At 29.3% G+C, this 25,424-nt stretch carries 24 protein-coding genes and 1 pseudogene; 19 read left to right on the top strand and 6 right to left on the bottom strand.

What is annotated here, in order from left to right:
- Window positions 1–140: 140 nt before the first annotated feature.
- Together I6U51_RS17630 and I6U51_RS17625 are read left to right on the top strand one after the other, a co-directional pair.
- Window positions 141–1,367, top strand: coding sequence for an MFS transporter (locus tag I6U51_RS17630; RefSeq protein WP_211143872.1), 1,227 nt, complete (start codon window positions 141–143; stop codon window positions 1,365–1,367).
- A 119-nt stretch (window positions 1,368–1,486) separates the two neighbouring features.
- A complete protein-coding gene (locus I6U51_RS17625) occupies window positions 1,487–2,110 on the top strand; it encodes a hypothetical protein (protein WP_211143871.1) in 624 nt (207 codons plus the stop codon).
- 88 nt (window positions 2,111–2,198) lie between these two features.
- Here I6U51_RS17625 and I6U51_RS17620 read toward each other — a convergent pair whose 3' ends face one another.
- Complete coding sequence (locus I6U51_RS17620) at window positions 2,199–3,635, bottom strand: DUF4179 domain-containing protein (RefSeq protein WP_211143870.1); 1,437 nt, start codon at window positions 3,633–3,635, stop codon at window positions 2,199–2,201.
- Complete coding sequence (locus tag I6U51_RS17615) at window positions 3,635–4,201, bottom strand: sigma-70 family RNA polymerase sigma factor (RefSeq protein ID WP_211143869.1); 567 nt, start codon at window positions 4,199–4,201, stop codon at window positions 3,635–3,637. Before I6U51_RS17615 ends, I6U51_RS17620 begins: the two co-directional genes overlap by 1 nt.
- Before the next feature lie 347 nt (window positions 4,202–4,548).
- Between I6U51_RS17615 and I6U51_RS17610 the strand changes: the two genes are divergently transcribed.
- The 14 genes from I6U51_RS17610 to I6U51_RS17545 all read left to right on the top strand — a co-directional run bounded on the left by I6U51_RS17610 (window position 4,549) and on the right by I6U51_RS17545 (window position 16,872).
- A complete protein-coding gene (locus I6U51_RS17610; protein ID WP_211143868.1) occupies window positions 4,549–5,019 on the top strand; it encodes a MarR family transcriptional regulator in 471 nt (156 codons plus the stop codon).
- Window position 5,020: 1 nt separating this feature from the next.
- Complete coding sequence (locus I6U51_RS17605; protein WP_211143867.1) at window positions 5,021–5,566, top strand: cyclase family protein; 546 nt, start codon at window positions 5,021–5,023, stop codon at window positions 5,564–5,566.
- A 692-nt stretch (window positions 5,567–6,258) separates the two neighbouring features.
- Window positions 6,259–7,152 carry a GNAT family N-acetyltransferase gene (locus tag I6U51_RS17600; RefSeq protein WP_211143866.1) on the top strand — a complete coding sequence of 298 codons (894 nt, stop codon included), beginning with the start codon at window positions 6,259–6,261 and terminating at the stop codon, window positions 7,150–7,152.
- A 93-nt stretch (window positions 7,153–7,245) separates the two neighbouring features.
- The gene (gene pdxR / locus I6U51_RS17595; protein ID WP_211143865.1) at window positions 7,246–8,691 is read left to right on the top strand and encodes a MocR-like pyridoxine biosynthesis transcription factor PdxR; all 1,446 of its coding nucleotides are present in this window, start codon (window positions 7,246–7,248) and stop codon (window positions 8,689–8,691) included.
- 200 nt (window positions 8,692–8,891) lie between these two features.
- A complete protein-coding gene (locus I6U51_RS17590) occupies window positions 8,892–9,197 on the top strand; it encodes a YciI family protein (protein ID WP_211143864.1) in 306 nt (101 codons plus the stop codon).
- On the top strand, window positions 9,187–10,005 hold the full coding sequence (locus I6U51_RS17585) for an alpha/beta fold hydrolase (RefSeq protein ID WP_211143863.1): 819 nt from the start codon (window positions 9,187–9,189) through the stop codon (window positions 10,003–10,005). The genes I6U51_RS17590 and I6U51_RS17585 overlap by 11 nt, the downstream gene beginning before the upstream one ends.
- 434 nt (window positions 10,006–10,439) lie before the next feature.
- Entirely contained in the window at window positions 10,440–11,087 is a 648-nt protein-coding gene (locus tag I6U51_RS17580; protein WP_425489775.1) for a Vat family streptogramin A O-acetyltransferase, read from the top strand.
- Between the two features lie 174 nt (window positions 11,088–11,261).
- Window positions 11,262–11,534 (top strand): CD3324 family protein, encoded by a 273-nt coding sequence (locus tag I6U51_RS17575; protein WP_211143861.1) that lies wholly within the window; start codon window positions 11,262–11,264, stop codon window positions 11,532–11,534.
- 140 nt (window positions 11,535–11,674) lie between these two features.
- Complete coding sequence (locus I6U51_RS17570) at window positions 11,675–12,130, top strand: hypothetical protein (protein WP_211143860.1); 456 nt, start codon at window positions 11,675–11,677, stop codon at window positions 12,128–12,130.
- A 176-nt stretch (window positions 12,131–12,306) separates the two neighbouring features.
- On the top strand, window positions 12,307–12,756 hold the full coding sequence (locus tag I6U51_RS17565) for a GNAT family N-acetyltransferase (protein ID WP_211143859.1): 450 nt from the start codon (window positions 12,307–12,309) through the stop codon (window positions 12,754–12,756).
- 98 nt (window positions 12,757–12,854) lie between these two features.
- The gene (locus I6U51_RS17560; RefSeq protein WP_211143858.1) at window positions 12,855–13,280 is read left to right on the top strand and encodes a GNAT family N-acetyltransferase; all 426 of its coding nucleotides are present in this window, start codon (window positions 12,855–12,857) and stop codon (window positions 13,278–13,280) included.
- 67 nt (window positions 13,281–13,347) lie between these two features.
- Window positions 13,348–13,776, top strand: a complete 429-nt coding sequence (locus tag I6U51_RS17555) for an N-acetyltransferase (RefSeq protein ID WP_211143857.1) — start codon at window positions 13,348–13,350, stop codon at window positions 13,774–13,776.
- Between the two features lie 224 nt (window positions 13,777–14,000).
- Window positions 14,001–14,705 carry a response regulator transcription factor gene (locus I6U51_RS17550; RefSeq protein WP_211143856.1) on the top strand — a complete coding sequence of 235 codons (705 nt, stop codon included), beginning with the start codon at window positions 14,001–14,003 and terminating at the stop codon, window positions 14,703–14,705.
- A complete protein-coding gene (locus I6U51_RS17545; protein ID WP_211143855.1) occupies window positions 14,677–16,872 on the top strand; it encodes a histidine kinase dimerization/phospho-acceptor domain-containing protein in 2,196 nt (731 codons plus the stop codon). Before I6U51_RS17550 ends, I6U51_RS17545 begins: the two co-directional genes overlap by 29 nt.
- Before the next feature lie 209 nt (window positions 16,873–17,081).
- Here the strand turns inward: I6U51_RS17545 and feoB are convergent, their stop codons facing one another.
- The 4 genes and pseudogenes from feoB to I6U51_RS17525 form a co-directional block, all read right to left on the bottom strand.
- The gene (feoB, locus tag I6U51_RS17540) at window positions 17,082–19,199 is read right to left on the bottom strand and encodes a ferrous iron transport protein B (protein ID WP_211143854.1); all 2,118 of its coding nucleotides are present in this window, start codon (window positions 19,197–19,199) and stop codon (window positions 17,082–17,084) included.
- A 64-nt stretch (window positions 19,200–19,263) separates the two neighbouring features.
- On the bottom strand, window positions 19,264–19,488 hold the full coding sequence (locus I6U51_RS17535; protein WP_425489774.1) for a FeoA family protein: 225 nt from the start codon (window positions 19,486–19,488) through the stop codon (window positions 19,264–19,266).
- A gap of 187 nt (window positions 19,489–19,675) precedes the next feature.
- The gene (locus I6U51_RS17530) at window positions 19,676–21,079 is read right to left on the bottom strand and encodes a DUF4179 domain-containing protein (RefSeq protein WP_211143853.1); all 1,404 of its coding nucleotides are present in this window, start codon (window positions 21,077–21,079) and stop codon (window positions 19,676–19,678) included.
- A pseudogene (locus I6U51_RS17525) lies at window positions 21,063–21,464 on the bottom strand (sigma-70 family RNA polymerase sigma factor); the annotation flags it as partial. The pseudogene I6U51_RS17525 and the gene I6U51_RS17530, both read right to left, overlap by 17 nt.
- A 431-nt stretch (window positions 21,465–21,895) precedes the next feature.
- Here I6U51_RS17525 and I6U51_RS25350 point away from each other — a divergent pair.
- The 3 genes from I6U51_RS25350 (at window position 21,896) to I6U51_RS17510 (ending at window position 25,289) form a co-directional block, all read left to right on the top strand.
- Window positions 21,896–23,032 (top strand): tetratricopeptide repeat protein, encoded by a 1,137-nt coding sequence (locus tag I6U51_RS25350; protein WP_211143852.1) that lies wholly within the window; start codon window positions 21,896–21,898, stop codon window positions 23,030–23,032.
- A 191-nt stretch (window positions 23,033–23,223) separates the two neighbouring features.
- Window positions 23,224–23,943 carry a LytR/AlgR family response regulator transcription factor gene (locus I6U51_RS17515; protein ID WP_211143851.1) on the top strand — a complete coding sequence of 240 codons (720 nt, stop codon included), beginning with the start codon at window positions 23,224–23,226 and terminating at the stop codon, window positions 23,941–23,943.
- Complete coding sequence (locus I6U51_RS17510) at window positions 23,940–25,289, top strand: sensor histidine kinase (RefSeq protein ID WP_246517420.1); 1,350 nt, start codon at window positions 23,940–23,942, stop codon at window positions 25,287–25,289. Before I6U51_RS17515 ends, I6U51_RS17510 begins: the two co-directional genes overlap by 4 nt.
- Window positions 25,290–25,424: the final 135 nt, after the last annotated feature.

The raw sequence follows: 25,424 nt of genomic DNA, 5'->3' as shown, positions 1-25,424 counted from the left end.
TGTCTACCAGTTAAAGAAATTTTTATCTTTCTTCAGGTTCAATATTATGGTAATATAATTTCAAGTTAACCATAGTTGATTGAATTAAGAATTGATTATAAGTAAACTTATTAAAAACAATAGGAGTATATATGACAAATATGAATAGAAATTGGAAAAGAGACATAATATTATTTTTGACCAGCCAGACCATATCTCTATTTGGGTCTTCGCTGGTTCAGTATGCAATTACCTGGTATATTACATTAAAAACTCAATCCGGTGTAATGATGACCATATCAATTATTTGCGGCTTTCTACCTACATTTTTTCTTTCTCCTTTTGCAGGAGTGTGGGCTGATCGTTATAATCGAAAGATACTGATCATGTTGTCTGATTCTATGATTGCAGCAGCAACTCTTGTTTTGGCTATATTATTTCTTACAGGACATAAATACACATGGCTTTTATTTGTGGTTTCTGCCATACGTGCGTTAGGTGCAGCAATTCAAATACCAGCTGTTGGAGCCTTTATTCCACAAATCGTACCTGAGGATAAACTTACAAAGGTGAATGCAACAAATGGTAGCATACAATCATTAGTTATGCTTATATCGCCTATGCTTAGTGGCGCACTTTTAACCATGGCTTCCATAGAAGCAATATTTTTTATAGATGTTGTTACAGCAGCTATAGGGGTTTCGACATTGCTTTTATTTTTACATGTTCCTGTTCATGCAAAAGCTATGGAGAAGCAAGCAACTGGCTACTTTAGTGACATGGATGAGGGGTTTAATTATATCAAAAACCATGAATATGTTAAAAAGTTCTTTATATTTTGTGCATTTTTCTTTGTACTTGTGTCACCTGCTGCATTTTTAACACCACTGCAAGTTTCACGTACTTTTGGAAATGATGTTTGGCGTCTTACGGCAGTTGAAATTACTTTTTCTGCAGGTATGATGGTAGGTGGTATAATCATGGCCTATTGGGGTGGATTTAAAAATAAGATTCATACAATGACAATGTCATGCATTATTATTGGAATAAGTACCTTTGCACTTGGAGTTATTCCTATATTTTGGGTATACCTAGCCTTCATGATTTTAATTGGAATTGCTATGCCAATCTTTAACACACCATCTACAGTTTTACTACAGGAAAAAGTAGAGGGAGATTTTCTGGGTAGAGTATTTGGCGTTCTAGCTATGATATCAAGTGTTATGATGCCGATGGGAATGCTTATATTTGGACCACTGTCTGATATCATAAAAATAGAATGGCTACTTATTATAACCGGCATTCTGATGTTTATTCAGAGCTTTTTCTTAATAGGTGATAAAGCATTAATTGAGGCTGGCAAGTCAGTTACAAAAACTGAAACGTAGTTTGGTATTTATTAAAGAAAGAAGCAGCATAAATTGACTGCTTCTTTTTCAGTAAACAATTTATAAAGCTTATGATACAATATAGGAACTAAGAAATTTTAAAACAGTAAGGAGAATATATGGATAAAGAAATATTATTAAATAACATTGAATTTCAAAAATTAACTGCACATGAAATTTGGGAAAGGCTATATAATAAGGAGCTCAATTGCAAGAAGAACATTCTAGAGTATATTGATATAACAAAGGTGCTTAAAAAGGAAAATGTAAATGAGGAACAGATTAAAGATACATATAATTATATTTATGAACACATAGAGGGGTTAAAGGATTCAGTAAAGCCAAATACACTGATGTACTTGAAGAATAACCTAAAATCACAGCTTGGAAAGTATGTTAAAGAAAAAGATCCAAAGCCAGTAAATCATTTTATAGAGTTTTTTAAGGCGGCATATCCTGAAGATACTAGAAGAAAAGATTTTACCTGGGTTTTAATGAATATAAATAGTATTTCAGAGGAGCAGATATGGACTACTTTAACCTATATCAATAGAGAATGTCTAAATAAAAATCTTATTCTGAATACTAGTCAAAAAAAAGATATAGTAGAAATGATTGAAAAGTTAGTTAGTAAGAATAATATTAAGTATATAAATAATCTTAAAAGCCTCAAACAATTAACTAATATATTAAATATAAGCATTGTAGGTGTTGGTGAATTATTTAAAGTAAAACATAAGTAAAAGCTTATTAGATTCTTCAATTTCTGCAAGGGGATTTCCCCTTGCAAAAATTGGAATAGAATTAATGGAATACATTGTTATTTCATATCTATTGGTTAAGCTCGATTTTAAATTTCAAGTCTTCCCTAAACTCAATATTACTTAAGTCATTAGTGTATATAGTATATTTTTTACTTGAATCTAACAATGGAAGCTCTAGTGTAAATTCATTAGGTTTTTGTCCATTCCTATGCAGATTATAACTTTTAGGCGTAACGAATTCTCCTTTATTATCTTTTATATGAAGCTCTGTTGCTTGAAAATAAGGTGCTTTACCAACGGCTGTGAATTTAACTATAGTTTTATCTTTCTCATTTTTCACATCATTTATTATAATTTTTCCCATACTGCCTTGAGGAAGCTCCTTTGGATAAACTCCATCCATAACTTGACTTACTTCTACAGGCTTCTTTCCTTTTATAGCAGTATAAGTTTCTTTTCCATCCTTATCTACACTTACACTACCGCCGCCAGAAGGAGTAATTTTACAAGGAACAATAGTTAAATACTTTGGAATATTTTTAGACTTAGCATACTGCATTTCAATTTGGAAAATTCCCGTTTTAGTATCATGACTTCCACCACCAAGACTTTTAGGTATGAGCTCTACCCCTGCATCATCAAAGGCAATCCAATAATCATAGTCAAACATCGAACCTCCATTTGGCTCCTTTTTATATTTATCCTTTCCACTTAAGAAAATAGAAGTATCTATAGGAGATAGAACTACCTTATCTATAGTTACAGTACTATCTGGAAAATCAATTTTATTAACTGGTTTAAATATCTTACTATTTTTAGTCAATTCTTCTTTTGACACGCTGAAGGCAAATTTCCAGCTACCTTTTGTATCCATTATTTCATCAACATTTAAGTCGATATTAAATTTATCGGATGTTTTTGGCAAATTAGTATGGAATTCTTCATTACCTACATAAGTATAAGCATCAATATTTTCTCCATAGCTAGAGCCATGTCCACCGTTTTGTTTTCCATTAACTTTTAAAAATCTGGATAAGCCTATACCGTGAAATTCTTTAAGTTCTTTATCACTCTTAACTGTATAACCTATAACTAATTTTGAATCATCGGCTAAAACTTCATTTATAGTAAGGGTTATACCCTTATCAGTAATACTTTTATTTATTATTTGAGAGTATTCAACATAATTTCCACCTAGTCCAAGTCTATCATTAAGGGTTTGTGTTATAGAACTTAAAACTGGAATATTCTGAGCTAAGGCTGGAGAAACTGTCCCTATAGCCATAATGCCGATTAAAGCTGCAGCAGCTGCTACAGAGCCTCTTTTAAACATTTTAAGATTATTTTTGTTTTTTATTTTTTTATTTAAATTTTTCTTTATTCTTTCCTTTTGCATTTCGTCTACCTCTCCATTCATATCATTAAACTCACTTTCCTCAAGTTTTATGTGATTAAATAACTTGTATATATCTTTTTCTTCTAAATTAAAATTTTTATTATTCATTACACTACATCTCCCTTCAAAAGAGTAAGCTTTTCCTTTAAAAATTTACGTCCTCTCGAAAGTCTTTTATCTATAAGATTTCTATTTACACCAAAAGCTTCTGCTATATTATCTACACCTTCGTATAAGAAATATCTTCTTATAAATATTTCTTTGTCTTCATCCTTCATATGGTTTATTGCTTCTAAAAGTTCTTCTTTATTCTCCTTTGATATTATTATTTTCTCTGTACTGAATTCGTCTGGTAATGTGTAATCATCTATACATTCAACATTATTACTTTGATTAAAGAGCTTTCTTTGGTAATCTATAGCTTTGTATTTAGCTACAGCAGCAATCCAATATTTAAAATCTCCTTTTTCTTCATCAAAGCTCTTAATATTATTCCATACAGACCAAAATACATCATTTGCACATTCTTCTGCATATTGAGCGTGAAAACTTGAATTTAAAACGCTCCGCACAACTTTAAAAACTAAATTACTATAGTTGTCCACTACAAAATCTAATGCTTTTGAATTTTTATTTTGTAGTTGATTTATAAAGTTTGTTTCATTTATATTCATATATATCTCTCCTTTGAGAAGCTTCTCATAGATTAATACGAAGTAACTATTACTTTTCTGACATTGGGAATCTTAAAAAATAACTAGTCAGTGTGCTAGTCTATTTTGTACAACTATTATGATAAAGTAAATTTTTATGTAAGTATAGTTTTAGAAGCATCGCAATCAGCATATCTAGGAAGGATGCCTAGATTTTTTTAAGATATAAAAAAGGTGAGTGAGCTTATAGGTAAATCATAGAATAAATTAAATTCTATAAAATTATTGACACGGAAACAAAAATATATTAATATTGTGTCCAAGGAAACAAAATATCATATTATTGTTTTGTTGAAAATAACAGGAAGGTGTTTGAAGTGGATAATATTAATAACATTATGAAGAGTTTAAAAGAAATATATGAAAAAGAAGAAACTCTAGGAAGGATAGCCTTTAGGGGAGAATATGAAAAGTATGGAATCTCAGAAATACATTGTTTAGATTTCATAGGGAAAATAAAAGATCCTAACGTTACTAAAATATCTCAAAGTATGAATATGACGAGAAGTGCAATAAGTAAGATTAGCAAAAAACTTTTGAATAGTAAGCTTATTGATAAGTATAAGAATCCTGAGAATGATAAGGAAATATATTTTAAGTTAACAGAATTAGGGGAAATGTTATATAAAGATCATCAAATAAAACATAAGAAGTGGGAAGAAAGAAATAATAAGTTTTTTAAAAATATAGATAAAGAAGAACAAGAAGTTGTAGCTAGTTTTTTAAAAAAGTTTAATAACTATTTGGATAAGATAATAGAATTGGAAGGAGATATGTAATATGAATTTGCATTTAAAGGAATTTAATATTCCTCAAGAAGTATTAAAATGGGGAGATTCGCAGCCAGCACATCAAAGACAACATATAGGAACTCATATAGATTGCTATAATCTATCAAGAATAGAGTTCCCATCAGAAATAGATGTTACTGTAGTAGATGTTAGAAATCTAGATATTATAGATATTAATATATTAGATAATATATCGATTAAAGAAGATTCTTTTGTAATATTTAGAACCGGATATTTAGAAAACTATGGATACGGAAGTGAAGAGTATTTTAATTCTAAATCGAGTCCGTATTTAACCAATAAACTTGTAGATAAATTATTAGATTTTAATGTAAAATTAATAGGAATTGACTTAAGTGGAATACAACATGGAAAAGATCACGTAGCAATAGATAAATATGTTGAAAATAGAGGAGCTTATGTTATAGAGAATATATGTAATTTAAATAAGGTTGGTTCAAAATTTAAAGCAAATTTAAAATGGCTTCAATTAGAAGGTGCTACAGCAATAAAAGTTGAGATTGAAACTTTATAAACTTATAGACACCCAAGGCCGACATTTAACTTATATTATGAGAATTATTGGTAATGTTTAGAAGATATAAATATATTTTTAGAGGACAATTGACAGAGGAGAGAGGACAGTGAAGGTGAGTTTTCTTCCTTACGTCAGAAAACCAATTTATTTTTTTAAGATTGTTTTGCTAATGCAAAACATCGCTTATTCAGATACTAAGAAAGTAGTCCTGCGAAACAAGAGAGCAGGAGTTTCTTTTAAATTAAAGATTATTCGTAGTGTAGCGGAGAAAAATCCTCCTTCACTGTCCTCTGTCAATTGTTCACTGTCCTCTAAAAAATATTTAATTTGTGTTAATTGTTACCAATAAATATTTTTTATAAGTTAACTTTCAGCGGTGGGTATCTATAAAGTACAGTTTTCTGTAAATATATATTTAAATATTGAAATTATAAAATGTTCATGGTATAATTTGGTATATGAATTTTGAAAGGAGTGGTTGAACATGAGTAAGATAAATAATAGATTTGTAATTGAATTTTTATGTCCAACTACTTCAAGTAAAAGTTATTAAATGTAATTTTGATTTGTAACTATTGTTACTGTTATGATCAATATTATAAAGATAAGTTTATCAACCCTGGAGTAGTTAGGACAACTATTTCAGGGTATTTTTATGTCCAAATTTTGATTTCAAGAGGTGTCTTAAAATGTCAGAAAAAATATTAAATGAAACTATTTCTTTAAAACAATATATATCAGAAAAGGAGTATAAAGAAATAAATCAACTTGAAGAGCTTTGCTGTTCACAGGATAAAACAAATCTAAAGTTAGAATTAGACTATAAGTTAAATATAAGGAGAAATTCTGAAATAGGACTAAAAGAGATTAATGAGTTTCTCTATTATGTTGAAGATATTTTAGTAGCTTACCTGGGTATTTCAAGTTTTGGAGGTAGTAATATTGGTGAAATCAATGGAATGACTCATCCCGACTTTCGAAGAAAGGGGTTGTTTAAAAAGATTTTTGAACTTGCAATGGAGGAGTGTAAGAAGAGAAACTTTAATAAGGTATTGTTATTATCAGATGGTAATTCTAATTCAGGTGTTAAATTTATAAATTCTGTTTGCGGTGAATATGATTTTTCAGAGTATAGAATGAAGTTATTTAACAAAACTACTTTAGAAAGTACAAGTTCTATTAGACTAAGAAAAGCTGGAAAGTTAGATGGAAAAGAAATTAGTAGACAAAATGCAATATTTTTTAACCATTCAGAGGAATTTGAATGCTTTTTGGAAGAAGAGGAAGAATTAAATAAAATCACATATATGGTTGAACTAAATGAAAGGGCTATTGGGAAAATTGCGGTAAGCTATAGTGATGATTCAACTTTTATAAGTGGTTTTGGAATATTGCCTAATTTCCGAGGTAAAGGATATGGAAAAGCAGCATTAAAAGAAGCTTTACGTTTAATAAATGAAAAAAACATTTATGAGATAGAATTGGATGTGGAGTGTAAAAACAATACTGCACTTAATTTATACAAAGCTTGTGGTTTTGAAGAGCTATCTGTAATGAATTATTATAAGTTACAATATTTTTAAATGATGAATTTGTAATAAAGTATGCAAAACGACTTCCATTAGGAAGTTAAATGCAAAGAACACATTCCGATAGAGGGGATAGGATATCAATATATGATAAGTATTAATTGGAAGCCAAATAAAAATTCTTCTATTCCATTATATAAGCAGATTGTTGATTACATCAAGGAAAAAATAGCAACAGGTGAATGGAGTATTTCGAGCAAGCTGCCAGCTCAAAGAGAACTGGCAGAAAGATTTGAAGTAAACAGGAGTACTGTTGTGGAAGCTTTAGATGAGCTGAAGGCAGAGGGATTAATTGAAGGAAAAAGTGGTGGAGGAACAATTATAGTTAATAATACATGGTCTTTGCTAGCATCAACGCCACCACCTAATTGGCAGAGCTATATTTCAAGTGGAATACATAAACCTAATTTATCTATAATTCAAGCAATCAATAAATTTGAGTATAAAGAAAATATGATACGGTTAGGTACAGGAGAACTTTCTCCTGAGTTATTTCCGAAAGAAATGATGAAAGTAGTATTAGATAGTGTTGGAGATAAAATAGAATCTTTAGGATACGAAGAGCCAAAAGGATCATTGTATTTAAGACAAATTATAAGCCAATATCTAAAGAAATATGAAATAAACGCTTCACCAGATTCAATATTGATTGTGTCAGGTTCACTACAGGCATTGCAATTGATCTCCCTTGGTATCCTGCACCCTGGTTCTGCTGTACTTTCAGAAAAACCATCTTATATAAAATCACTCCATGTATTCCAATCAGCAGGAATGAGAGTAAAGGGAATACCGATGGATGATCAGGGAATTAGAATAAGTGAAATTATGAATAACTTAAATAAAGCAACCACGCTGCTCTATACTATACCTACATTTCATAATCCTACTGGAATTGTTATGCCGCAGCATAAAAGAAATGAACTACTAGAAGTATGTGAAAAAGCAAGACTACCTATTATTGAGGATGATGCATATAGAGATCTGTGGCTTGATACAGAACCGCCATTGCCTTTAAAAGCTAAAGATAAAAATGGCAGTGTACTATACATGGGGACTATTTCAAAATCCTTAGCAGCTGGAATTAGAATTGGTTGGTTAATTGGGCCGGAGCCTGTTATAGAGCGTTTAGGAGATATAAAAATGCAGACGGATTATGGCTCAAGTTCACTTTCACAATGGGCGTTAGCAGAATGGATCTCAAGCGGACTTTATGAAAAATATCTTGAAGAACTTAGAGAGAAGCTGAGAGTTAGAAGACAGGTGGCACTAAATGCTCTTGAAAAGTATTTTTCTGATATAGCTACGTGGAACAAACCTAGTGGAGGGTTTTATATATGGCTAAAATTAAAAAAACAGATATCAATGGAAAAATTATTTTACCTGTGTTGCGACAATGGTATATTAATTAATCCAGGAAACGTATATGATTTTTCTGAAAATCTAAACCTTAGAATTTCTTATTCATACTCTTCTTTATATGATTTAGAAAATGGATTAAAAAAACTTTCACAAATAATTAGGCTGTTAAATTAAATTTTAACAGCTTTTTTGGTTGGGTTAAAAAAACTTTCTTGGTTGGAGACAGAGAGCTTTTTAATTAGTATACATTCATAATGCAAACATATAAAACTTTATTGACACTATTATGCAAACGTGCTATTATTTTGATGAACATATGTTCTGATTCTTGCAAATTTAGCATGAGTAATTAAAGAATTGAAGGAGCAAGTTATATGAAAAAAGGTGATAAATTATTTGTAAGAATTGATTATAAAAACAGTGAGTTAGAGACTACCTCAAAAGATTTCCAAGACCATGCAGAGTATCTAAAGAGTGTTGCTGCTGAAAGATATTTTATTGGAGGTGGATTTGCTAATTCCAACGGTGGAATGATTATATTCAAGGCTAAGGATTTAGATGAGGCAAAAATGATTGCTAAAAAGGACCCGATAATTGAAAGAGGTCTATATAGAGTTGAGCTGCATGAATGGGATTTACTGATATTATCAGAAAACAAGGAGAAAAATAATGAAATGTAAGATAAAAGATATATCTATAAACTATGAAGTAATAGGTAGTGGGAAACCAATTATTATGATACATGGCTATCACGTAGACCATAGATTAATGACAGGATGTATGGAGCCTGTATTTAATAATAGAGATGGATATAAGAGGATATATATTGACTTACCAGGGATGGGAAAAACCAAAGGTGAAAATTGGATCATAAATTCAGATATAATGCTGGACATTTTAATTAATTTTATTGAAAAAGTTATTCCAAATGAAAACTTTTTACTTGCAGGTGAATCCTATGGTGGATATTTAGCAAGAGGAATAGTACATAAAATGAAAGATAGAGTAGATGGGCTATTTTTATTATGTCCTGTTATTATTGCAGATTTTAAGAAACGTAACCTTCCAGCGCATATTATTTTAAAGAGAGATGATGAATTATTATCACAGCTTGAGCCATCCGATGCGAAAGGTTTTTCTTCTATGCAGGTAGTACAAAGTAAAGAAATTTGGGATAGGTATAGAGAAGAAATTTTATCTGGTATAAGACTGGCAGATAATGATTTTTTACTTAATCTTCAACAAAATGGGTATGCGTTTTCATTCGATGTAGATAGAATGAATGAAAAGTTTAATAAGCCAACTCTTATACTATTAGGGCGTCAAGATTCAACAGTAGGTTATAAAGATGCTTGGAGTATTTTAGACAACTATCCGAGAGCAACTTTTGCTGTATTGGATAGAGCAGGACATAATTTGCAGATAGAACAGAGAGAACTATTTAATTCATTAGTTAATGAATGGCTTGAAAGGGTCAATGAAGCATAATTAAGTTGTAAACAATTTGTTTTATTAAATGTATATTGACAATAATAGGGTTTTATTATAAGATTAACTAGAAATTTAATTATAGAAAAAGGAGATTTAATCAGATGATTATAGTTGTTCTTAACTAAACTATTAAAATTAAATAGTTTGCATTGCTTTAAAAGTTCTAGAACAGAACTTTATTTAATCATGCATTTTAAGAACAATATCTTCTATTATACTCTTTTCTATATAAACAAAATAACTACAAATACACACATATAAAAATATATGTTTATATTAGTTGCAATTAAAATATAGGATATATATTGTGTATTAAGTTTAATTTAAATATAATGAAAGAGCTTCATGTAAATAAAATCCCCACTGATGATATTGTTCATCTGTGGGGATTTTTAATTTTTAAATTTAAGAAGAATTTAATTACTAAGGAGATGATATATATGAATAAATTTGGACCAAATCCAAATAGTATTTACCCTAATGAAAATATAAAAAGCATTTGCTATATAAAAAACGTTATAAAAAATCCTAATATTAAGATTGGAGATTACACTTATTATAGTGATATAAATGGAGCAGAAAAGTTTGAAGAACATGTTACTCATCATTATGAATTTATAGGAGATAAACTTATTATAGGTAAGTTTTGTGCCATTGCAAAAGGGATAGAGTTTGTCATGAATGGTGCAAATCATAGGATGAAATCTGTAACTACATATCCTTTTAATATCATGGGGAATGGATGGGAGAAAGTCACGCCTACCCTTGAAGATTTACCCTTTAAAGGTGATACTGTAGTTGGAAATGATGTATGGATTGGACAGAATGTTACAGTAATGCCTGGCGTGCATATTGGAGATGGTTCAATTATTGCTGCTAATTCCGTAGTAACAAAAGATATTCCTCCATACCATATCGCTGGAGGTAATCCGTGTAAAATTATAAAAAAGAGATTTGATGATGAACTAATTGATTATTTATTAAAATTAAAATGGTGGAATTGGTCAGAAGAAAAGATATTTAAAAATATTGAAGCACTTTGTAGTGCAGACTTAGATAGAATTAAGTCTATCAAATAACTTTTTAAAGTGAGTATAATTTTGATAGGAGAAACTATAGCAGAAAAAAGGAGGTAAGTAGTTATGAGAAAACTTATTATTAACGCATAGCAAAGGCTATTGTGTTAATAACATAATCAAGAAAATAGCCTTTGTTTAATCCTAAGTAAGAAAGTTAAATTTAGGAGGAACATAATGTGCTATATTAAAGCTGAAGATATATTTCCCCAAGAGATAATTGACCTAATCCATCAGTATGTGGATGGAGAATATATATATATTCCTAAAAAAGAAGGTAATAAAAAGAAATGGGGAGAAACAACTAATATAAGAAAAGAAATTGAAGTTAGAAATGCAGCTATTTACGAAGAGTTTAATAGAGGTATAGATAAAGAGTATCTTGCTAACAAGTATTTTTTATCAAGAAAAAGTATAGACAGAATTATTTTACAGCAAAAAAGAAAATAATTAGGTCAATGAGTCATAAATTAATTTTATATAGCTTATGGCTCATTTTTATTTAGCAAAAGTTATTAAGGTTGTTCCATAAAAAATGCTAAGATAAGATATAAGGAAATAATGTAAATATAGGAAAGGAGAAGCCAAAAATGAGTGAAATTTTATCAATTAATAATAAAAAATATATTTATAGATGTAATTATAAAGATGACAGTATGTTAAGAAATAGTTTTAATAGTTTAACAGAAAAAACTTATAGTTTTAATTTTAAACAATGGTATGAGTATGGGTATTGGGAGGACAAATATATACCATATTCTCTGTTAGATGGAGACAAAGTTGTATCTAATGTTTCAGTAAATATCATGGATTTTTTGATTTTAGGAGAGCAAAAGAGAGATATTTTATATGTACAAGATGTGTTTGCAATAAAAGAGGTAAAGTTAGATAAAATTATTAATGCAATGATGAGCGAAAAAACTAAGAAAGTAGTTTTGGGGTTTACTCCCAATAATATTTATCATTGTGAGAAAAGCTTGATAAATGGGAAAGATGATCCATTTAAAACAAGAGACTTAATGTTCCCAGTATTGTCTCATGCATAATGATAAATAAAAGAGGAAAGGATTCTATTTATACAAGTGATAACATGATATATATGTTATAATTTTTATAGAAATTAGGCTGAAGCTATAATTTGACTTGAAACAACAGTAAATAATGGATTTATCAAGGTTATATTTTATAGAATCGCATTAAATGATTAAAAGGAGGCAAAACATTGAATTGGGAACTAAAAAAATTTGAAGAATTAAAAGTTGAAGAAATATACAAAATTTTAAAAATAAGAAATGAAGTATTTATTGTAGAACAACAGTGTGCTTACCAAGATTGTGACAGTAAAGACGAAAACTCATATCATTTATACCTTGAAGATAATGGTGAAATTATTGCATATTTAAGAATCCTAAAGAAAGGAGTTTCATATGATGAAATATCTATTGGACGAGTATTGGTACATAAAAATTATCGAGGAAAAGGTATATCAAGAGAAATGATGTTAAAAGCAATTAAGTTTATAGAACTAAATTTAAATGAAAAAGAGATTAAGATTCAAGCACAATCATACTTGGTTAATTTTTATGGAAGTCTTGGTTTTAAGGAAACTTCAAATGAGTATTTAGAAGATAATATTCCACATATAGATATGCTATATAAAAAAATAGAATAATATAATATGCTATAAAATAAAAATTGTATTATTCTTATTGTATTGAATTTATACCTGTAATGATGTAATTAAATAGCTCTATATAAGGAGTGAATAATATGAGGCAAATCTTAAATTTAAGACCATCTGAAGAAGACATATTAAAAATTCGAAGAAAATTGCAAGACTATAATTCTAATTTTTTTGAAATAAGAGATGAACCACAGTTTACAATTTCAGAAATTGATAAATATAACGAATTAGTTGGAGGAATTGTATGTACTATTGTTGGACAATGGTTAGAAGTTGACTTTTTATGGGTTAGAGATGAACAGCGTGGAAAAGGTTTAGGTAAAAAACTGTTGCATGAAGCTGAAAGAATAGCAATGGGAAATAAATGTAAGAAAGCATTTTTAACTACTATGAATTTTCAAGCACAACCATTCTATTTAAAATATGGATATAAAACAGTATATGTACAAAGGGAATATCCAATAACAAATGAAAAGTATTTTATGGAAAAGGAATTAAATAAAAATGTATAAAATGAAAGGAAGTGAACTTTAGTGAGCGTTTGGTATTTGTGACATACTATCTCACTAAATATAAAAAATGATTAAGGAATTAGAAAAATCTCAAATTGAAGAAGTTATGAATATATGGTTAAAGACTAATATTACTGCTCATGGATTTATACAAGAAGAGTATTGGAACAAAAATTATGACCTTGTCAAAGACGAGTATATGCCTGTTTCTACCACCTTTGTTTATAAAGAAGAGGGAATAATTAAAGGATTTATAAGTATTATAGACAATTCATTTATTGGCGCATTATTTGTTTTAGAAGAGTATCATGGACAAGGTATTGGTAAAAAACTAATAAATTATTGTAAATCTCTATATTCAAGTTTAGAACTAGGGGTTTATGTTGAAAATGTGTCTGCAATTGATTTCTATAAGTATTGTGGTTTTAAGGTAGAAAAAGAGCAGATTAATGAAGACTCTGGTTTTAGAGAATACATAATGTCATGGGGAAAATAAATATAGTATGAGAGATGGTGAAAATTATTTAATGTTCATCATCTCTTTATTTTTGAGGACAATCTTTAGAAATTCTTTAGATTTATAACAAGATTATCTTTAAAAAATACGTGTATTATAAAGGCAGAGAAATGAGGGAGGCAGTAAAGAATGACTATGGAGTAGAATTTAACTATGATATTATATAATTTGGAACGATTTCATAGAAAGAGGTATGCGAATAAATGAATATATATAATATTTTAGTGGTGGAAGATGAGATAGATATAGCAATTGCAATAGAAGCTTATCTAGTGAATCAAGGTTATAAGGTTTTCATCGGACATAATGGATTTGAAGGTTTAGAAATATTAGAAAAAGAGGAAATACATCTAGCAATTGTAGATGTAATGATGCCAAAAATGGATGGTATAACATTTACCATGAAGCTTAGAGAAAATTATGATTTCCCAGTAATAATGTTATCTGCAAAATCTGAAGAGGTAGACAAGATAATGGGGCTAAACATTGGAGCGGATGATTATGTAACAAAACCATTTAAACCACTTGAACTTTTGGCAAGGGTAAATTCTCAGCTCAGAAGGTATACAAAGTTTTTAAATATGGTTAAGGGGACAATTATTGAAGAGAATGTTTATGTAATTGGTGGATTAGAACTTAATACAGATACAAAAGAAGTAACTGTAGATGGAAATTTTATAAAAACTACTCCCAGTGAGTTTAAGATTCTTACATTGCTTATAAAAAGTCCCGGGAGAGTTTTCCCTGCAGAAGAAATATATGAAAGGGTTTGGAAAGAACAGGCCATAAACACAGACACGATAATGGTTCATGTAAGAAATATAAGAGAAAAAATAGAGATAAACCCGAAAAATCCAAAATATTTAAAGGTGGTGTGGGGTGTTGGATACAAAATTGAAAAGCAGTAAAAGTAAATATATTATAAACATAATTATTCTACTAGTGCTACTAGCTTCTTCCGTAGGAATGTATTCTACATATCCTATAATAAAGGAAGGTAGCAAAAAATATAAAGAAAATGTTTTTGAAAGAGGTGGGTTTTTTTCAAGTTATATAGCAAATAGTAATTATTGCATATATGTTGATATTTTAAATAGAAAAGAAAATAAAAATATTGAACCATCAAATATCTTGTTAAACCTTGATAAAAAATATGATAATTACACGCAGGAAAATGTAGAAGTTTATAAAGATACATTTAATAAAGAGATAAGTGAATATAAAAGAAACTTAGATGAAGGTTTAAAGAATTTAGAGTATTATGCAATAGAAAAAGATAGTAAATTAGTAGCAGAGAGAAGGCAAGGTGGCATAAACTCTCTAATAGAGGATAATGCTGTCATTAATCCTATTGAGCAAAGCCTTAATAAAAAATATAGCTTCTATATAGTTATTGACTATGATAATCAAGGTAATAGAACAATTAAAAAGCTTTATGGCGCAGATATGTTAAGCTTATCAAACCAGTTTAAAAATGATGAAGCAAACAGCAGAAGTGCTTTAGAAATTAAGCCTATTAAGAATATGACTTATGTTTATGCTATTCCAAAAGAGTTAAAATATAAAGATTTAATATTTTCTCATATAGAGAATAGTGAAAGAAACTCTTACCAAAATAAATTAACATTTTGTACGATTATAGCCTTTTTTATCTGCATAGCAATAGTTGCTCTCATAACCCCATATAAAATATCAAAAGAGTTAATTGGATTTAAAAAGATTGCTAAGTTACCTATAGAGATAATTGGTTTTGTAATTTTTATGATATATCTACTGATATATCTACTGATATGTGCAGCACCTAAGCTTATTACTATCAGCATAATAAATAAAGAATTACCTAAACTTTTACCAATAGATGTGAGTCAAGAACTTGTTTACAGGTCAGTAAATATTCTTTATTGGTTCATATGCTTTTGGGCAGTATTTGTTTTAATTATCATTTTAAAGCACATTTTCAAAACTGGAATTAGAGAATATACAAAAGGAAATTCCTTGATATATAAAATTTTAAGAAGCATTTGGAGAGCTAGTGGAAGAGTCAATAAAAAGTTCTGTGGTTATCTAAGAAATATAGACTTAAAAGAAAAAAATACTAAAAAACTTGCAATATTATTAGGAATAAATCTGATTATAGTATCAATAATAAGCTGTTTTTGGTTTTTGGGAATAATAGCAGCAATAATATACACTGGTGTATTATTTGTAATAATAAGAAAGCATTATAATAATATAAGTAATAAATATAATAAGCTCTTTGAAGCTGCAAACAAAATAGCAGAAGGTAATTTGGATATAACTATCGAAGATGATTTAGGAGTGTTTAATGCTTTTAAGAAAGAAATAGAAAGTATACAGAAGGGATTTAAAAAAGCTGTAAATGAAGAAGTAAAAAGTCAAAGAATGAAGACAGAGCTTATTACAAATGTTTCTCACGATCTAAAAACGCCCTTAACATCTATCATTACTTATGTAGATTTATTAAAAGATGAAAATCTCTCAGTAGAAAAACGAAAGGACTATTTAAATACATTAGACAGAAAATCACAAAGACTGCAGGAACTAATAGAGGATTTATTTGAAGTGAGCAAGGCCACAAGTGGAAACATACATTTGAATATTGTGGATGTGGATGTGGTGGACTTAATGAAGCAAACCATACTTGAATTAGATGATAAAATATTAAAGGCATCACTTATAATAAAAACAAACTTCCCAAAATCAAAGGTAATATTGCCACTAGATAGTCAACGTATCTTTAGAGTCTTTGAGAATTTAATAATTAATATAACCAAGTATGCCATGAAGGGTTCAAGAGTTTATATAGATATTACTTCCATAGAAGATAAGGTTGAAATAACGTTAAAAAATATAGCAGCCAATGAAATAGATTTTAATGTAGATGAGATAGCTGAACGATTCGTAAGAGGAGATAAGGCACGTAATGCAGAGGGTTCAGGCTTAGGACTAGCTATAGCGAAAAGCTTCGTAGAACTCCAAGGTGGAGAGCTAAATATAAGTGTGGATGGGGATTTATTTAAGGTTATTATAACTTTCCCCAAAATAAATATATAATATAGCTGGCTGAAATAAACAGGATTCTTGGCTTCAAGTGGAGTTTTAAACTCCATCTGAAGCTTAGAAGCCGTTATCCAGGGTCGTAGCGCCACTTATCCCCAACTTTAAGAAGTTGGGGTGTTAGTGGCGATAGACATCGGATAAATAGTATAATGTTGATTATTATAAAGTTATAAGGGAAGTTCACTTTGGACTTCCCTTATAAGTTACCCTAAGCCTAAAGCCTTAAATACTATGGTTGTCATAAAGCATACAATAAATGCTATGCAGGTTGGAATAAGTGCTGAAAGTGCTGTCCATTTTAAACTGCCTGTTTCTTTTCTTATAGTCAAGAGAGTCGTAGCACAAGGCCAATGGAGTAAGCTGAACAACATAACATTAAGTGCTGTGAGATATGTCCAACCATGATCAAGTAATATCTTTCTTAAGGACTCTATGCTGTCAAATTCAATCATATAACCTGTTGCTAAATAAGACATCAACAGTATTGGCAGTACAATTTCGTTTGCAGGAAGTCCAAGTATAAAGGCTATTAATATAAATCCATCAAGACCGATAATTTTGCCAAGAGGATCAAGAAAAGCTGCAGCATGACCTATAATACTTAAATCACCAATATATATGTTTCCAAGTATCCAGGTTATGGCGCCTGCCGGAGCAGCAACGACTGCCGCTCTCCATAGTACAAATATGGTTCTGTCGATTATGGAAGTATAAAGAACTCTTCCTATTTGAGGTACTCTATAAGGAGGAAGTTCCAGAGTAAAGGTAGAAGGAACGCCTTTTAATATTGTCTTTGATAATCCATAGGATACTAATAGCGTTACAGCTATACCTATAACTACTAAACCTGTTATTGATAATGCTGGTAATAAGCTTGAACCATTGCCAGTTTTTGCAACAAGAAAAACCGTAGATATAGCTATTAAAGTTGGAAATCTTCCATTGCAGGGAACAAAATTGTTTGTTAAAGTTGCAATAAGTCTTTCTCGTGGAGATTCAATTATTCTGCAGGCTATTATTCCAGCTGCATTACATCCAAAACCCATGCACATTGTCAAACATTGCTTGCCGTGAGCGCAGGCTTTTTTAAACATATGGTCCAGATTAAAAGCTACTCTAGGTAGATATCCAAGGTCCTCTAGTATTGTAAAGAGAGGGAAAAATATTGCCATTGGAGGGAGCATAACAGATACTACCCAGGCCAAAGTTCTGTAAAGCCCAAGCACTAGAACTCCGTGCAGCCAGCTTGGAGAATTCATGTTATTAAACCATAAAGTAAGCTTATCTTGTATACCGAAAAGTACATTAGCTATAATTTCAGAAGGTACATTAGCTCCAGTAATAGTGATCCAGAATACTATAGCTAAAGTTAAAAGCATCAGCGGAATACCAAAAATTTTTGATGTAACATAATTATCAATTAATTTATCTCTATTAATTTTAGCTTTATCTTCTTTTACGTATTTATCTCTTATTTCTTCAGCTTTCCTGTAAATCTGCTCCGATATATCATCTCTAATATTTAGCTTATCACTATCCTCAGTAGATGAATTTGCGATTTTCAATATTTCCTCTAATGAATTCTTGTCAATATTGCTGAAGATAGAAGTCATTATTTTTGAATCTCCATCTATAGCTCTTAAAGAAAGCCATCTTGAATTAATATCACTTATATTTTTTTTGATAAGTGGCTCTATGGATTTTATCTTTTTTTCTATATAATCTTGATATTTTACTACTTTAGGATTAGGCTTAATCTGGCCTGTAGTAACCTTATACACTGCTTCTTTCAGCTCTTTTATACCTATACCACTTCGCGCTGCGCATAAAACTACAGGAACACCAAGTTCTTTTTCTATGCCTTGCCCATCAATAATTATATTTTTCTTTTTTGCCTCGTCTATGAGGTTTATACATAGCACTACCTTATCAGTAAGTTCCATTACCTGATAAACAAGATTAAGGTTTCTTTCAAGGCAGGTCGCATCGGTAACTACTATTACTGCATCAGAATTACCAAAACATATAAAGTCTCTAGCTACTTCTTCCTCTACAGAGGATGCAAACAGAGAATAGGTTCCAGGTAGATCTATCAGGATATTCTCTTTATCCTTATGTGTAAATTCTCCTCTTGCGTTCACTACTGTTTTCCCAGGCCAGTTGCCAGTATGTTGATGAAGTCCAGTTAATGCATTGAAAACGGTGCTTTTACCGGTGTTTGGATTGCCAGCAAGTGCAATAATATATTGTTCTTCCTTTTTCTCAATGGCAAATATGTCTGTCATAGCATCGTTTTTGGTGGACTGAAAGGTAAGTCCCATTTTTAGTAACCTCCTAAAAATTTTTGCTAATTAAAAGCAGGTATTAACCTGCTTGAATACGTATTTAATTATGAGTAACTGAAATTAAGGATGCCTCTTCTTTTCTAAGGGCTATCATTGCCCCTCTTATATTGTAGACAGTAGGGTCTCCTGATGGCCCCCTTCTTACAACTTCTATTCGAGCACCTTTAGTTAGGCCAAGTGCAAGCATTCTCTCTCTTAACATTCCAGTAGATGATAAATCTTCAACGGTTACGTAATTTCCTACAGATACACTATTAAGTTCCAAGATAATATTCCTCCTCATAGAATTAGTTGTTATTTTATAAAGTGAAACTTACTTCAGATGTAAACATTAGAGCGGGTAGTTATTGAATAGAAATAATATTTCACTAGCTTAATTTAGTTTCTTTGTATTAATTTTGTTACCCTAAGCTAACTTTAATATAATTTATGCTTATAGTTCTAAAAGGGTGCTACTGTAAATAAAATAATAAGTTAGTATGTAAAAAAGATGGGGTTATAACTTTACTATCTTTAAGGATGATTACATCCTTCATATTAAGAGTTCCAACATAAATATTGCCACCATTTCTATCTTTAAAAATCTTTGTAATTATGTCTTTATTATTATCTATTTTTCTTGAATTTCCTACATCTTCTATATCTAATTCTTTTTTGTTGTCATCATATAAATATAATAAATTTCCTGGTATACCAAAACAGATTCCTTCAGCTCTATAATCCACATATATTTTTCCGTTTTTCCGTTGTACATTACTTATAGTTATTTTGCTTTCATTGTTTTGTTTTAAAATAATAGGTAAATCATCACTGTAGAGCATAGGTTCTGTAGGTTTGGAGTTAAAAGAATCATAATAAGGCGTTATATAAAGTTTTTTTGAATCACTAGGTACTGCTGAAAAACTAAGAAAACTAGGAGTTTCTTTATTATCATAATTTATTTTATCTTTGTTAGGAAGAAAGTATCCACCAGTATATCTTAAATATCTTCCTTTATCATCTGTAATTATAAAATACAAAGGATCACACATAGAATCAACGGGCATATCACGTTTAAAATCAAAGAATATAGTTGTACTAATAGGTGTAATAGTAATATTTTTAATATCCATATCTATATCCTTAAACTTTAAATTCTTATTTATTTTTATGGTATTTGTTTTATTTTGAATTTCGTTTTTCGATACATTAAATTCAAATTCCCAAGGTCCGTTTATTGTTTTAAAATCTTTTTGATTTTTCTGATAAATTACAAAGTTTTCATAAACAATTTTTATATTAACATTATTAGGTATTTTAATATTATGAACATCAAGTTTATTTACAGCTACATAAGTATAATCATCAATAAACTGACTACCACCACCACCGCCCGAAACATTGATTAGCTTTCCGTTAATAAATAGTTGAAGACTCATTGTAGCAGGAAGTGAGGATTTAGGAAGTTTTTCATTATTTTTAAAGGTTGATGCAATTATAAGACTATTGTCATCAAGTACTACTTCATCTAAAGTAACCTTAAGGCCATTTTTTTCTATAGTTTTATTTATTACTGAAGTGTATTTATCAAATTCATTAGTATTATAACCATAGCTATTTTTAATTAGGGTTCCTATTAGAGGTATTGTTCTTGCAAAGGTTGGATTAGCTTTAAAAGTGGCAATTCCTATTAAAGTTAAAATAGCTAAAGATATGGCCACATATTTAATGATTCTACGAAAATTATATCTTTTATTTTTTATGGAATGTTGAAGTTTCTTTTTAATTTTTTTTCTTTCCAAATCATTTAATTGAGTTTCATCATATTCTTCTAAATCTACTTCAACATAATTTAATAAATCATATATGTCTTTCACTACTATTTACCTCACTAAAAATTAATTTTTTTAGTTTTTTTCTTCCTCTGCTGAGTCGATTATTTATAACTTCTTTATTTACATTTAGGCTTGAAGCTATTTCTTTAGTGCTTTCATCATTAAGATATTTACGAACAAATATTTCTTTGTCTTGTGGTTTTAGCTTGGACAACAGCTTTAATAACTCTTCATAGTTTTCTTTTTCCAAAAGTTTCTTATCTATTGTAGTAGTATCTTCTATTTCTAGGTTATCGATGTTTTCATTATTTAATTCTTTAATCAGTTTTCTTTGATAATCTATTGCCTTGTATTTAGCAATGGCAGCTATCCAGCTTTTTAATTTATTATCCTTATGAAACTTGTCTATGTTATTCCAAATTCCTAAGAAGACATCATTTCTGCAACTACATTGTCATTATTAATCTTCACGAGTTGTCTCCTTTCTGTAAAAACTTCTACATCAATTAAGTCGTAAGAAGCATGAAAATTATATCGAAAATAGCATAAAATTATTAAAAATATAAAATAAAATTTACATATACTTTTGAATCGCAGGTAACAGACCGGATTTAAGAGAGTAATGATATAGATATAGTTTTATCTTTTTCTTTTTTGATTTTAATCTCATCAATGTTATGCCTTGAATATTTCATAAAAAATATTATTTTTTTGCAATGCATTGAAAGAAAATGTCTAAAATTATATAATTAATATATAAAATTTAGCGTTATTTGTAATATGTAGAAATTTAAGATGCTTTTTTGACGTTTTATGGTAAAAATAGAATTGTATTTGAAACAAAGGGGGACTGGGTTCGTGAATTTTGATTACGAAATAGAAAAAATAAATCCTATAAATATTAGTGATGAGGAATTTAACGTATATAAAATTCCCAATAATGTTCGAAAATCCATAGCCCTGTATAACAAATCCGTTATAAATTTTAAAATAAGTTGTGTGGATTTAGCTATAGCCGATCTAAAAAAGTCATTATCTCTTAATCCAGATTTTTCTGAGGCAATAAAGCTTTTAGGGCTCTGTTATGTTTATAAAAAGGATTTTGACAAAGCTGAAAAGTTGTTCAAAAAACTAGCTAAATATGATATATATACTGTGCAAGCAAATAAGTATTTAAAGGAAATGGAGACTGACAAAACTGTCTCAAAGGCCCTTGACACCATAAAAAGTGCTAGTTCAACTTCAGCTAATGATATGAAGAGAGATAGTGTTGCAAAATTACCTGCATATAGAGATAAAATAAAAAAGATTAAAAATTTACCTAAAAAGTTTATTGTATCATTCTTAGCAGCTACTATAACAATTGCTATTGCAGGAGTGGCTTATTGTAATCGTTCTAATATCCAAAGTATGTTTAATAAATCTCAAAAGGTTGAGCTTGAGAAAAGCAAAGAACTTGTACAGCAAAAAGCAGTAAGTGAAAAAAATAAGGAAATGGATGAGAAGCAGAAGAGATTGCAAAAAAACATAGAAGCTGCAAAAGCAGAACTTGATAATTATAAGAATAAAGATAATACTATTTCAGTTCTTAACGATGCTGAGAAGTTTTACTCTGAGGGAAATTATGAAAGATCATTGGACAATTTGATAACGTTAAAGTCTTTAAAACTGGATGATGCAGAAAAATCAAGGTTTGACAAACTTTGGAATAGCATAAAAGCAAATGATGTATGGACTATATATAACCAGGGAAATAAATTATATAAGCAGGGAAATTACCAAGAGGCATTGCCAAAGCTTTTAAAAGTTCAACAGGTTGCACCGGAATTAGAGGTTATGCCGTGGAACCTATATCAGATAGGAAATTGTTATAAACAAACTAATGATACTAAAAATGCGATTTTATATTTTGAAAAAGTTAAAAATGATTATCCAAATACTGAATATGCAAGATACTCTGAAGGTATGATTAATGAAATAAATAGCAAGAAATAGCTAGCCTGCAAACTTGTAAGTTATATTATAAATCTATTGATACCATTTAGTGTAATAAACACTATCCTTAGTTGGTAACAATAGATTTTTATATGTTATAATAATTTATATGGTTAATAAGTAGCTCCAAGAGCTTTAAAACTAACATAGAAATTGCAGAAGTATGAATTATTACGAAATGGAGTGAAAAAATGCTGCAGGTTATAATTTGTGACGACAATTTAGCTTATAGGGATAAGCTAAAAAAAATCATAGAAAATACTATTTTGAGAGAAAACTTAGATTTAGATGTAACTCTTTGTACAGGAGAACCCGAAGAGGTAATAAACTATATCGAGGAAAATAGCATTACTGGTATATATTTTTTAGATGTTGATTTGAAAAGCAATATAAATGGAATAAGGCTTGGTGAAAAGATAAGAGATTTGGACTCACAGGGATTTATAATATTCACAACTATACATATGGAAATGAGTTATTTAGCATTTAAATATAAAGTAGAAGCTATGGATTATGTAATTAAAGATGATGACGACTTTAAATATAGAATAAATAGCTGCCTTATAAAAGCGTATAATGCTTATTATAAAAATAATTCTAAAGAAGAGTACATAACGGTAAATGAAGATTCAAGAATAGTATATATAAAGCTTTCAGATATTTTGTTTATAGAAACTACAGGTACAGCTCATAAAATAAGGGTTCATGAAGAAAACAGACAAATTGAGTTTTATGGTAATCTCAAAGATATGCAAAAAAAGCTTACTTCTAATTTTTATAGATGTCATAAATCCTACATTGTAAATAAAGATAAAATTCATGAAATAGATAGAAAAAGCAATAAAATTATTATGACAAATGAAGAAGAATGTTATGTTTCTTTTAGGTATATGAGGGGGCTTTTGTTTTGAAATCCACAGTTTCTGTACATGCATTTCTAAGTTACATATTTGTTCCATCTGTATTAATGAGTATTTTATGTTGTAGTTCAATATACATTTTATATAAAAATATAGTCAAAATAGGTGATATGAGAAAATATTTTTTTATATCATTTTTAACGGGAATAGTGCTTTCAACTGGTTCATACCTTATAATACTTCCGTTACTCTCTATTATTACTATTGTTCAGTTAAATGCAGATGAGAACAAAATTAAGATATTAATAACTATTTATGTTATATATTTTGCAAATACAATATACACTTTTATATATACCTTTTATGGCGAAAAATTACAGAATATACCTTTTAGAGCTATATTGATACAGTTTATGATAATGTCATGTGTTATTATTATGGTATCTCTAATAATAAATAAAATTAGTTCTATGAAAAGAGTACAAAGGGAATCTTCTTCGTCTCAGATAAGACTTAAAATGATTTTAATAATAAGTATACCACTAACAGTAATTATATATGGAATTTTTCTACTTACATATCCATCTCCAATAGGTAAGGAAAAGATGGATTTTATAATGGGTAATTTTATTCCAGAAGCACTGCCTTTAATATCAATAATACTTACAAGTATCATAGTTTATAATTATGATAAGAGTGTTGAATATAGGGTAAGGTTAAAAAGAGAAATTGAAGAAAAACATGAAATAGAGGAATATTCACGTATAGTAGAAAATATGTATGCTGAAACTAGAAAATTCAAGCATGACTATATAAACATGCTTTTACCCCTTAAAGAATATATAGATAATAATGATAATGAGGCACTACGTGAATTTTTCTATAGCAATGTTATTGACATAGACAAAGATATAAAGTGGAGTGATAGTAATATAGACAAACTTAAATATGTTAAAATTTTAGGTTTAAAGGCATTACTATCTACAAAACTTATAAAAGCTGCATCTATGAATATCGATATAAAAGTTGACATTGTTGAGGACATACAGTATATATCTATGAATATAATGGACTTATGTAGAATAATAGGAATACTGATGGATAACGCCATTGAAGCGGCAGAATTATGTGAACATCCTAAGATCTGCATTTGTGTTGTAAACAAAAATGGTTATATAATCATAGCCCTGCAAAATAATTTTAGTGGAGAAAAGCCAGTGATTTATAAGATATATAAGGAAGGGTTCTCTACTAAAGGTAGTGGAAGGGGACTAGGTCTTTATACTGTTAAAAGTATTATAGATAAAAAATATGATAATGTATTTCTAAATACCTCTATAGAAGAGAGTATGTTTATACAGGAACTATGGATTAAGAATATGCAAAGGGCATCCTAAAAATAGGATGCCTTTTTCCTAATCGTAAATTTTTTAATCCTGAGCGTAAATAGTAATATTATTTATGATTTTATAAACATGACTTAGGAAGTAGGAGCAAATAGCGTGAAAAAATCCTGCTAATATAAAATAAAC

Origin of the sequence: Clostridium aciditolerans, from assembly GCF_016316925.1 — a bacterium.
Lineage (GTDB): Bacteria > Bacillota > Clostridia > Clostridiales > Clostridiaceae > Clostridium_AM > Clostridium_AM aciditolerans.
Note: the sequence above shows the minus strand (reverse complement) of the source record. Positions and strands in the feature narration are given on the sequence as shown.